The organism is Streptomyces sp. NPDC008125 (assembly GCF_042957125.1).
In the GTDB taxonomy this organism is placed as follows: domain Bacteria; phylum Actinomycetota; class Actinomycetes; order Streptomycetales; family Streptomycetaceae; genus Streptomyces.
This window is the reverse complement of sequence record NZ_JBIBHR010000019.1, coordinates 10,790-22,686: the sequence shown is the minus strand read 5'-3', so window position 1 is coordinate 22,686 and position 11,897 is coordinate 10,790. Positions and strand designations below refer to the sequence as shown.

The 11,897-nt window shown below is 74.7% G+C and carries 6 protein-coding genes; 5 read left to right on the top strand and 1 reads right to left on the bottom strand.

The genetic code is table 11. The features are described from left to right. Window positions 1-351: 351 nt before the first annotated feature. From ACFZAX_RS27695 to ACFZAX_RS27685, 3 genes are all read left to right on the top strand, one after another. The gene (locus ACFZAX_RS27695) at window positions 352-1,887 is read left to right on the top strand and encodes a hypothetical protein (RefSeq protein ID WP_390964999.1); all 1,536 of its coding nucleotides are present in this window, start codon (window positions 352-354) and stop codon (window positions 1,885-1,887) included. 88 nt (window positions 1,888-1,975) lie between these two features. After that, on the top strand, window positions 1,976-2,887 hold the full coding sequence (locus ACFZAX_RS27690; protein ID WP_390964998.1) for a hypothetical protein: 912 nt from the start codon (window positions 1,976-1,978) through the stop codon (window positions 2,885-2,887). A 75-nt stretch (window positions 2,888-2,962) separates the two neighbouring features. After that, window positions 2,963-7,684 carry a hypothetical protein gene (locus tag ACFZAX_RS27685; protein ID WP_390964997.1) on the top strand — a complete coding sequence of 1,574 codons (4,722 nt, stop codon included), beginning with the start codon at window positions 2,963-2,965 and terminating at the stop codon, window positions 7,682-7,684. 107 nt (window positions 7,685-7,791) lie between these two features. Here ACFZAX_RS27685 and ACFZAX_RS27680 read toward each other — a convergent pair whose 3' ends face one another. Beyond that, window positions 7,792-8,214 carry a hypothetical protein gene (locus tag ACFZAX_RS27680; RefSeq protein ID WP_390964996.1) on the bottom strand — a complete coding sequence of 141 codons (423 nt, stop codon included), beginning with the start codon at window positions 8,212-8,214 and terminating at the stop codon, window positions 7,792-7,794. A 514-nt stretch (window positions 8,215-8,728) separates the two neighbouring features. On the opposite strand from ACFZAX_RS27680, the gene ACFZAX_RS27675 reads away from it, so the two are divergent. Further along, a complete protein-coding gene (locus ACFZAX_RS27675; RefSeq protein ID WP_390964995.1) occupies window positions 8,729-11,452 on the top strand; it encodes a nitrate- and nitrite sensing domain-containing protein in 2,724 nt (907 codons plus the stop codon). Continuing rightward, on the top strand, window positions 11,449-11,892 hold the full coding sequence (locus ACFZAX_RS27670) for a roadblock/LC7 domain-containing protein (protein ID WP_390964994.1): 444 nt from the start codon (window positions 11,449-11,451) through the stop codon (window positions 11,890-11,892). Before ACFZAX_RS27675 ends, ACFZAX_RS27670 begins: the two co-directional genes overlap by 4 nt. The last annotated feature ends 5 nt before the right edge of the window (window positions 11,893-11,897 follow it).

Genomic DNA, 11,897 nt, shown 5'->3' with positions numbered 1-11,897 from the left:
CGCGAACCGCCCCCGGGGGCCGTGACACCCCCGGGGCGCCGACGCCGTACGGTGCTCGCCGCGCCGACCGCCGTACGGCCGGTACCGCCCCGGTGGACCAGGACCCGCCCCTGCTCGCGGAGCCCCTGCTCACCGTGCGTGGGCGGGGAGCCGGACCGGGACAGCCCGTGACCGGCTCCGGCCGGGTCCCGAGGGGCCGGCGGCCGGGTCCGCGACCGCCGGTGAACGGCGCCCCGGGCTGTCGACGGATGCCCGCCGGAGCCCTCCCACGAGGGGGGACGCGGTCCGGGCGGGGCGGTCGGATCTGCGCCGTTTCGACCGTTGTCCGGGTGAGGACCTAATCTGTGACGCGTGACTTCGCCTGCCGACACGGACAACGCCGCGCCCCAGCTCAGCGCGGGCCCGCGGCCCGCACCCGGCCCGGCCGCCGACGAGGGGCTCGCGCGGCGGCTCCGCGCGCTCGCCTGCACCGCGCCGCTGCACGATCTCGACGTGCGCAAGGCGAACCTCGCCGGTGAGTACACCGTCTACTCGATGGCCGAGGTCGCCCTCGCCGCGATCGACGTGGTCACCCTCAACATGGACTTCGACACCGGCGCCGACCACGAACAGATAGTGACCAGGCTGCTGCCCCGGGTCCACGCCCAGGCACCCGACCGCCCCTCCGCCGAGCACGAGCGGGTCGCCCGCTGGGTGCTGGACAACCTCATCAACGTCGGCAGCGTCGACCGCGGCTTCCGCGCGGTCTACGGCACCTTCGGACCCGACGGCGTGTACGTCCGCAGGGACTACGACTTCAAGCTCGTCGAGGAGGTCCCCGGCCACGGCGGCACCGTCTTCCTCCGCGCGACCGACGAGGCCGTCAACGTCCTCGTCGGCGCCCTGGACACCGACGTCACCAGCGCCCAGATCGCCGCCGAGGTCAAACTGGAGGTGCTGGTCAGCCGCGGCCGCCTCGCCGACGCGCAACTCGCCGCCGAACAGGCCCGCTACCGCACCGTGCAGTACGCCGAGACGCTCCGCCGCACGCTGGAGGCGACCCGCCGCAACGTCCGCGCCGTCGACTGGCTCAACGCCGTCCCCGACATGATCGCCGAGGCGCTCGACCACGTCGCCGACCGCTACCGCCACGAGAACGCGATCCTCACCAACATCCGCAAGGCGCGCGACGAGGCCGAGGAACCCGAGAACAAGCGCCGCGCCGCGGAGCTCGTCGACATCGTCAAGGACTGCATCCGCCGCCACACCCAGCTCCAGTCCCGGCTGCTCGAAGCGGGACCCCTCTTCCGCGCCGAGCAGGACCGGCAGGCCTTCGCCACCCCGGCCTCGCGCACCGGCCTCGACCTCTACGGGCAACTCCTCGCGCCGATCCTGCCGCTCCCCGTCGATCAGTCCATTCGGGCCACCGACGCCTTCTTCGCCCGCGGCACCGGACTGCGCACCCCCACCTCCGTACGCGTCGGCGACCTCGTCGACCTGCTCCTGGCCCCACCCGTGGAGCGCGAGCACCTCGGCGCCGAGATGCCCGAGCCCGACCTGATCGCCACCCCCGACGACAGCCGGTTCAGCGAGGACCAGCTCGCCCGGGCGACGGCTCTGCTCGACCTGGAGTACGACGCCCCCCGCCGGCTCTCGGGACTGCTGGCCGAGGCCCGCGCCATCCACCAGGACGACCCCGAACTGCCCTACCTGGTGGCCCTGCTGGCGGTCCACGCGGCGAGCCCGCCGGTCGGCACCGCCTACCGCCAGGGGGAGCGGCGCCTGCTGTTCGCCGTGGACGACGGCGCCGAACTCGACGACCCCGAGTTCGGCGGCGCCGACCTCGTCGTGGGGACCGCCCTGCTCGACGCGGTGGGCATGGCCGCCGACCGCAAGGAGGCCTCATGAGCGCCTCGCGCGCCCCCGCACGCGCCCTCGCGGGTGCACCCGAACCCGTATTCGTACCGAAGCAACTCCGCACCGAGGAGCCCCAGCCGTGAGCGACCACCGCGCCGAGCACACCGACGCGTGGGACGAACCCGCCGTCCCCCCCGCGGCGGAGCCCGCTCCCGCCCCGGGGCAGGCGGCCGTCACCCCGGCCGACGCCGCCGACGCCGCACGCCTGGTCTCCTTCGGACTCCAGCCCAAGCTGGTGCCGGCCCGGGACGCCGAGTACGCCGACCTGCTCCGCCGCTACCGCGAGGAACCCGCCTTCGGGCGGCTCGCGGACGCCGTCGCCACCGGCCTCGGCCTGGTCGTCCTGGAGGTCTCCACCCGGGCCGGGATGGCCGTCACCGCCGACGAGGACTCGGTCTTCGCCGTACGGATGGGCGACTACGCCCGCCGCGCCTCCTCCGACGCCGCCGACCGGTTCCTGCACGGCCTCGCCCACCTCGCCGTCGCCGCCATGGCGTTTCCCCGGCCCGAAGACCTCGCCGACGACGCCTACATCGGCCGCATCACCGTCAACGGCGTCGACGCCTTCGTCCGCCAGGCGTGCCTGCGGCTGGAGGAACGCGCCGCCGAGCAGGGCGAGAACACCGACCCCACCAGCGACGCCCCCGGCCTCGAAGCCGGCTGGCGGGTCTACGCCCGCCGCAGCGCCACCGGCGCGACCAAGGACGCCCGCCGTCTCGCCGGATCGACCACCGGCATCATCGGCAAGGCCGTCGCCTTCCTCACCGACTCCGGTTTCCTCCAGCGCACCGGCGACGACGCGGGCGGCACCTACCGCACCACCGCGCGCTACCAGCTCCAGGTCCGCGACATGGCGGGCAGCGCCGCCATGGCCGAACTCCTCGAGCTCGGGGTCGTCCCCGTCACCGACGGCAGCGCCACCCTGCTGCCCCCGCGCGACACCGAAGACCTGGAACTCACGGCCGACGCCGGCCTGCCCTTCCACGGCTGACGCGCCCGGCGCGCCCGCCGCTCCGCCCCACCTGTTCTGCCCGTTCCGCTTCACGAACGACGAGAGTCCGCCGCCATGTACGAGTTGTCCCGGGTCCGCCTCTACTCCATCGGACCGGCCGGTGCGCGCTATGCCGACACCGTTCTCGATCTGCGCGGCGTCGGAGCGCCCGTACCCGAACCCGCCCCGGCGCAGGCCGAGTTCTTCGAGGACGAGCCGGTCGGCCCGCCGCGCCGGCCCGCCCCCGCGGGTGTCCTCTTCCTGGAGAACGGCGGCGGCAAGTCGGTCCTGCTGAAGCTCATCTTCTCGGTGATGCTGCCCGGCCACCGCAACACCCTCGGCGGCGCCAGCTCCGGCGTACTCCGCAAGTTCCTGCTCGCCGACGACTGCGGGCACGTCGCCCTGGAGTGGCAGCACACCCTCACCGGCGCATGCGTCGTCGTCGGAAAGGTCAGCGAGTGGCGCGGCCACCAGGTCTCCAACGACCCGCGCCGGTTCGCCGAGGCCTGGTACTCCTTCCGCCCCGGACCGGGGCTCAGCCTCGACAACCTCCCCGTCGCCGAGGCCACCGCCGTCGGACGCCCCGCCGAAGGCACCTCCGGCGCCCGCGGCAGGCGCCGCACCATGAAGGGCTTCCGCGACGCCCTGATGGACGCCGGGAAGTTCTACCAGCACCTCGACGTGCACTGGGAAGAGATCCACGACCGGTGGAACGAGCACCTCGGCGACCTCGGACTCGACCCCGAACTCTTCCGCTACCAGCGTGAGATGAACGCCGACGAGGGTGAGGCCGCCGGACTCTTCGCGGTCAAGAAGGACTCCGACTTCACCGACCTGCTGCTGCGGGCCGTGACCGACACCCGCGACACCGACGGCCTCGCCGACCTCGTCAGCGGCTTCGGGAACAAGCTCGGCCGCCGCGCCGAGCTCACCGCCGAACGCGATTTCACCGCGGGCTCCGCCGACCTCCTCGGCCGGATCGTCGAGGCCACCGCCGCCCGGTCCCGCAGCCGCGACGTCCACGCCGGCGCGGAACGCCGCACCCGCACCCTCGCGCGCAGGCTCTCCGCCCGCGCCGCCGAGGAACGCGGCCGTACCGCCGAGCTGGCCCAGCACGTCACCGCCGCCGCCCACACCGTCACCGAGGCCGAACGCGCCCGGGGCCACCGCGCCCTCGTCGCCGCCGAACTCGCCTACCGCAACGCCTCCCTCGCGCTGGCCGCCGCCGAGAAGTCCGCCGCCGCCCAGCGCCGCGAGCTGGGCGACGCCCGTACGCTGCACTCCGCCTGGCAGGCCGCCGAGGCCGTGCTCCGCCACCGTGCCGCCGCCGACCGCTCGGCGCGCGTCGCCGCCGCCATCCGCGAGGCCGAACGCGACGCCGCGCCCGCGCTCGCCGCCCGGGCCACCGCCGCCGCCGACCTGGTACGCGCCCTGCACACCGCCGCCGAGGACGGCGAGCGGGTGGCCAACGAGGAGGAAGAGCGCTCCGACACCCTCCAGGCCGAGGGCGAGCGCGCCCACCGCGACGCCACCACCGCCGCCACCGAGGCCCAGCGCGCCCGCAGCGAGGCCGGCCACCTGCGCCAGCGCCTCGCCGAGGTCGAGCAGGAGACCGCCGAGGCGGTCCGGGCAGGCTGGCTCGACGACACCGCCCCCGACGCCGACCCGGCCCGCGCCGCGCTCGCCGCCAGCGACGCCGAACAGGCAGCGGTCGCCGCCTGGGACACGGCCCGCGACGCCGCCCGCGCCAGTGCCGACCATGCCCGGGAGGCCGCCGCCGTCGAGAGCCGCGCCGAACTCGCCGCCGCCCGCGCCGCCGACGCGGCCAAGGCCGCCGAGCAGTCCTGGGAGGACGAGCGGGCCGCCGCCGACGCCCTCGCCTCCGAGGGCCGCCTCGCCGATCTCCTCGGCCTGCCCTCCGCCACCGGCGTCCCCCAGCCCCGCAGCGGCACCGGCCCCGACGAACCGCACGGCACCGCGCCGGGAGGCACCCGTACCCCCGGTGACGCCGGGTCCGCCCAGCACGGCACCGACCGCCGGGTCGCCCTGGCCGACCGTCGCACCGCCACCGCCCGGACGCTGACGACCGAGGACTTCGACCGGAGCGCCGACGAGCTGCGCGAACTCCTCGACCAGGGCATCGCGACCGCCGAACGCCGGCTCTTCGACCTGCGTACGGCCGCCGCCGACGACTCCCGCATCCTCGGCGCCCTCGGCGACGGCGGGCTGCTGCCGCCCGGCCCCGACGTCCTGGCCACCGTCGAGTACCTCGGCGAGCAGGGCATCCCCGCCCTGCCCGGCTGGCGCTACCTCGCCCAGGCCGTCGACCCCGCCGACCACGCCCGCGTCCTCGCCGCCCGCCCCGAACTGGTCGACGGTGTCGTCATCACCGACCCCGGCGCCCATGCCCGGGCCCGCGAGGTGCTCGGCGGCGCCGCCCTGCTGCCCCGCTCCACCGTCGCGGTCGGCACCGCCGCCGCGCTGCTCGCCCCGGTACCCGACGCGGGCAGCGGCGCCGACGACGTGTTCCTCGTACCGCCGAACCCGGCCATGCACGACGAACTCGCCGCCGACGAGGAGCGCCAGGCCCTGCGCGCCCGGGCCGCCGACCGCGACGAGGACATCCGCGCCCTCGCCGCCCGGCTGGCCGGCGACCGCGCGCTGGCGGCCCGGATCGGAGCCTGGCGCTCCGACTGTCCGCCCGGCATGCTCGCCGAACTCGCCGCCGCCGCCACCACCGCCCGGACGGCGGCCGAGACCGCCGAGGAAGCCCTCGCCGAGGCCCGGGCCGTCCGCGCCGAGGCCGACGAGGCGGCCGCCGACACCGCCCGCGTCCGCGAAGAGCGCCAGGAGGCCGCCCAGCGTGCCCGCCGCGTCGCCGACGTCCTCGCCGGCCTCGCCCACCGGCTCCGCGAACGAGCCGGCTGGCAGCTCCGGCTCCGCGAACTCGTCGACGAGGGAGCCGAGTCCGAGGCCCGCGCACAGACCTTCCTGGACCGCGCCCGCGCCGCCGACGAGGACCGCCGGGCCGCCCAGCGCGCCGCCGACGACGCCCGCCGCACCGCCCGCGCGCTGCGCGCCGAACGCGCCGAGATCGCGGGCGCCCCGGAGACCCTGCCCGAGCCCGACGAGCACACCGCCCGCCAGGCACTGCCCACCCTCCGCGAGGCCTACCGCGCCGCTTCCCAGCTGTACGAGAAGGTCGGCGTCGGCGCCGACCTCCGCGCCGAACAGGCCCGCGCCGAGAGCGACGAGAGCGCCGCGCTCTCCGAACTCGACCGCCTCAGCAACAAGGTGCGCACTCGCGCCGCCCAGCTCCTCGAAGGTACCGACGGCGCCGACGGTCCCTCCCGGCAGGCGGCGGCGGCCCGCGCCGAATCGCTCGTCCAGCTCCTGGAGACCCGCGCCTCCACCGCCAGCGAGCAGCTGGGCCGGCTGCGCGGCGAGGCCGAGCGCCTCGCCCCGGAGGACGAGTCGCCCCACCACACCGAACTGCCCGAGGATCTCGTCCCGGCCGACGCCGAAGCGGCCCAGACCCTGCTGCGTACCGCCACCGGCGAACTCTCCGCCGCCACCGCGGCCCTGGAGACCGCGCGCGCCGCCCACGCCGAGCTGTTGCACGCCCACCGCACCGCCGAGGACTCCGCGGGCGGCTTCGACGAGACCGCCGCCCTGCTGCGCGACCTCCTGCGCGACCACGGTCCCGAGGACGAGGAGGACGGCCCCGAGCCCCACCCCGGCACCCTCGAAGAGGCCCGGACCTCGGCCGCCGAGGCCCGCCGCTCGCTGCGCGGCTGCGCGGCCGACCTCTCCGCCGCCGAGGCCGCGGTCCGGGAGGCGAGCGACATCCTCGTACGGCACGCCAACTCCACGCGGTACGAGCAGGTACGCACCCCCGCCCGCCAGCAGATCCGCGAACTCCCCGCCTCCGCCCTGCCCGAGCACGCGCAGAAGTGGGCCGACGCCTTCGCCCCCCGGCTCCGCGTCCTCACCGACGAACTCGCCCAGCTGGAACGCAACCGCGACTCCATCGTCGACCGGCTGCGCGGCCTGGTGGAATCCTCACTCGCCACCCTGCGCTCCGCGCAGCGGCTGTCCCGGCTGCCCGAAGGACTGGGGGAGTGGTCCGGACAGGAGTTCCTCCGCATCCGCTTCGAGGAACCCGACCAGGCCACCCTGACCGAGCGCCTCGGCGAGGTCATCGACGAGGCGACCCACTCGGCCCTCAAGAAGAACGCCGACCTGCGCCGCGACGGCATGTCCCTGCTGCTGCGCGGGGTCGAGGCGGCGCTGCGGCCCAAGGGCATCGCCGTGGAGATCCTCAAGCCCGACGCGGTGCTCCGCGCCGAACGCGTACCCGTCGGACAGATGGGGGACGTCTTCTCCGGCGGCCAGCTGCTCACCGCGGCCATCGCCCTGTACTGCACCATGGCCGCGCTCCGCAGCAACGACCGGGGCCGCGACAAGCACCGGCACGCCGGCACCCTCTTCCTGGACAACCCCATCGGCCGTGCCAACGCCACGTACCTGCTGGAGCTCCAGCGCGCGGTCTCGGACGCGCTCGGCGTCCAGCTCCTCTACACGACCGGGCTGTTCGACACCACCGCGCTCGCGGAGTTCCCGCTGGTGATCAGGCTCCGCAACGACGCGGACCTGCGGGCCGGGCTGAAGTACATCAGCGTCGAGGAGCACCTGCGGCCGGGACTGCCCCAGCAGGACCCGGAGGGCGAGACCGTGCACGGGGAGATCACGGCCACCCGGATGTTCCGGCGGAGCACGGAGCAGGCGACGGCCTGATCCGGCGGGACGGCACGGAGCGCGCCCGTACGGCGGCGTCCCCGGGACCACACCCGGGAAGCCGGGCACTCCCCGGGATCACGCCCGGGAGAGCCCGGCCACCGGGATCACACCCGGGAGAGCCGCCCTCGGCCCGTGCTGCCCTGCCTGTGTTCCCCTTGTCCCCCTATGCCCGACCCGCCCTCGCGCGCGGCCCCGCGCTCCGCGCGGCGGGCCCGCCGACGCTCGCGCCGCACCCGCCGGGCGGTGCTGCTCGGCACCGACACCACGCCGTGGCGCTGGTTCCACACCTGGCGGGTCACCCAGACGTCCAGCACCGACCAGGTCGCCCCGACCGTGCCGGCCACCCCGCCGAGCACCATGGGGAAGGCGAGCCAGGACCCCGCCATGGTGCACAGGAACGCCACCATGGCCTGGATGAGCGTCAGCGACACGATCATCACGGCGCGCACCGCCGCCGTGCGGACGGGATCGGGCATTCGTCTGCGGACCGCCGGCTCCTCCACCCACAACTGCCGAGGCACACGCATGTCCTGCACCGGCATGGCGTCCGACGACGCGGCGCCCCGGCGTTCCCGAGTGCTCAAAGGACCTTCAACTCCCCACCGCTGACCGACTTGAGGGTGACTGCCCGGCTCGCCGTCGTTCTACGCGGGCCGGCCGGGCCAACCGCACGGCGGACCCCCGCCGTCCCGCCGCACCGGCCTCCGGCGTGACTCCTGCCCCGTACGTACGGACGAATACGTGGGTACGAAGATTCCCGCGAGTTGGCAACGATCAGCCCGGTCAAGGGTCACGAAACACGTAATTCCGGCCAAGTGTCCGGTACCGGATTTCCGGGTGTCCGGCGCCTGTATTTCTGTCGCACGCCGAGTTCTGCGAGCCGAAAAGCGGGAGTGAATCGCGTCAACTCCGTTCGGGAAGGCCGAAAAACGCCCGGACGGTCCTTCGAGTTGTCAGAGTGTCAGTAGTAGGCTCGCGCCGTTTGCAGAGGCGTGACCGACGGACACACCCCCGCGTGCGGGGGTCGAGCTGGGGGAGGCCATGCGCTTTCGCGGGAAGTCCATCCGCAGGAAGATCGCGGCACTGCTTCTCGTGCCCCTCGTCTCCCTCACCGCGCTCTGGGCGTTCGCCACGTACGTGACCGGGCGCCAGGCGAGCCAGATGATGGACGCGGGCGCCATAGTCGAAAAGGTGGGCCACCCGCTGGAGCAGGCGGTCCGCTCCCTCCAGGACGAACGCCGCCAGACCCTCGTCTTCCTCGCCGACCCGCGAGCCTCCGACGCGCTGCCGCTGCTCCGCCGCCAACAGGCCATCACCGACCGGACGGTGGCCGAGATCAGGGTCGGCGCCGGCCGCGGCGGCATCCGCGACGAGCTCAGCAGCGACGCCCAGGGCCGCCTCGACGCCGTGCTCAGCGCGGCCGACGGACTCCCCGCACTCCGGCAGTCCGTGGAGAACCGCGGTATCACCCGGCTGCGCGCGATGGACTTCTACGACGGCCTCGTCGACCCCGCCTACCGGTTCCTCAACGGCCTGAGCACCATGGAGCACGTCTCCCTGGACAAACAGGTCCGCGCGCTCGTCGGTGTCTCCCGGGCCCGCGAACTCCTGTCCCGCGAAGACGCGTTGGTCGCCTCCGGCCTCCTCACCTCCCGGCTCACCGACGCCGATCTGCGCCAGCTCGCCGCCCTCGTCGCCCAGCGCCAGCTGCTCTACCAGGTCAACCTGGACATGCTGCCCAGCGACGAACGCCTGCGCGTCGAACGGTTCTGGGCCAGCCCCGAGACCGAACCCCTGCGCACCGCCGAGAACGCCCTCATCGCGGGCGGCGAAGCACGGGATCGCGCCGGGATCGACACGGCGCGCTGGCAACGGGCCGCGCCCCCCGTGCTGGACCGGCTGGCCAACGACTACACGGAGATGACCAACCGCTTCCAGGACCGCGCCGATCCCGCCGGCTACCGGGTGCTCGCCCTCGCGGGTGTCGCGGGGGTCCTCGGCTTCCTGGCCCTGCTCGTCTCCGTCTTCGTATCGGTACGCATCGGCCGCGAGCTGGTCCGCGACCTCTCCCGGCTCCGCAAGGAGGCCCACGAGGCCTCGGGCGTACGCCTGCCGGGCGTCATGCGGCGGCTCGCGGCGGGTGAGCAGATCGACGTGGAGACCGAGGCCCCGACCCTGAGCTACGAGCCCGACGAGATCGGGCAGGTCGGCCAGGCCCTCAACACCCTTCAGCGGGCCGCCGTCGAAGCCGCCGTCAAACAGGCGGACATGCGGCGCGGCGTCTCCGAGGTCTTCGTCAACCTGGCCCGCCGCAACCAGGTCCTGCTGCACCGCCAGTTGACCCTGCTCGACGCGATGGAACGGCGTACCGAGAGCGACGAGGAGCTCGCCGACCTCTTCCGCCTCGACCACCTCACCACCCGTATGCGCCGGCACGCCGAAGGCCTGGTGATCCTCTCCGGGGCCGCCCCCTCCCGCCAGTGGCGCAAGCCGGTCCAGCTGATGGACGTGGTGCGCGCCGCCGTCGCGGAGGTCGAGGACTACGAACGGATCGAGGTCCGCAGACTCCCGCGCATCGGCGTCGGCGGACCCGCCGTCGCCGACCTGACCCACCTCATCGCCGAACTCCTGGAGAACGCCCTGGCATTCTCCCCGCCGCACACCGGTGTACAGGTGCACGGGGACCGCGTCTCCAACGGCTTCACCCTCGAGATCCACGACCGCGGACTCGGCATGACCCCCGAGATCCTGCTGGACGCGAACCTCCGGCTCGCCGAGACCCGCGACTTCGAACTCTCCGACACCGACCGTCTCGGCCTCTTCGTCGTCAGCCGGCTGGCCCAGCGCCAGAAGGTGCGGGTCTCCCTGCAGAAGTCCCCGTACGGCGGCACCACGGCGGTCGTCTTCATCCCGGCCAACCTGCTCACCGAGGCACCGGAGACCCACGGCACCGGGTTCCGGCTCGACCGCCGCACCGAGCGCGCCCTGCCGGGCCCGCGCTCCGAGCAGAACGCGGCCGGTGCGGCGTCCTCGCTCCCGCCGGGCCCGATCGACGGCCCGGTCGAGCTGGAGGCGCCGATGGGCCCGCGCGAGCGCGCGGCCTTCGAACGCGACCGCGACCGGGCGCTCGACCCGGCTCTCGCCCCCGTCCTCGGCAGCCTCGGCGACCTGGAGGACAGCGACAGCGAGCGCGGCGGCCTCTTCCGCGCCCGCGACACGCGCCGGGGCGACGGACCGGAGCAGCACCAGCAGGCGGGCGACGAACACGAGGGCCCGGTGTCACCGGTCCGCCCGATGCGGTTCGACGGACCCGCGCCGCTGCCCCGCCGCACACCCCCGGCGCTCGTCGCCGAGCAGGGCCGACGCATCGGCGCCCCCCGCTCCGGCGGACCGACCCGCTCGGTCCCCGCACCGGCACCCGCACCGGCACCCGTCCCCGCACCGGCCCCGGTCCCGGCGCCCGCGCTCCCGCAGCCGGACGCCGAGCCGGTGACGATCCGGTCCGTCGACACCGTCGGCGGCCTGCCCCGGCGCATCCGCCAGGCGAGCCTCGTACCGCAGCTCCGCGAGGAGACGGAGGCCCGCACCGAGCCGGAGCCCCCCGCCATCGAACGCGACGACATCCAGCGCGAGGCCGAACACGTCCGTGACCGCATGGCCTCGCTCCAGCGCGGCTGGCAGCGCGGACGCCGGCAGAACGCAGGCGAGACGACCGACACGGGCGACTCAGACCCAGGAACACCACCGGGAGGGGACGGTCGATGACCGCACCGCACGCCGCCGCACACGACTCCGAACGCAGGGGGTCCGGCGAACTCAACTGGCTGCTCGACGAACTCGTGGACCGCGTGTCCAGCATCCGCCAGGCCCTGGTTCTGTCCAGGGACGGCCTCGCCACCGGCACCTCCCGGGACCTGAGCCGCGAGGACGGTGAACACCTCGCCGCCGTCGCCTCAGGCTTCCACAGCCTGGCCAAGGGCGTGGGCCGTCACTTCGACGCCGGCCAGGTCCGCCAGACCGTCGTGGAGCTCGACGAGGCGTTCCTCTTCGTCACCGCGGCCGGCGACGGGAGCTGTCTCGCCGTACTGGCCGACGCGGACTCCGACGTGGGCCAGGTGGCGTACGAGATGACACTCATGGTCAAGCGCGTGGGGGCCCACCTGGTCAACGTGCCCCGTACGTCCGGTACGTCCGCAGGAGGGTGAGGGGA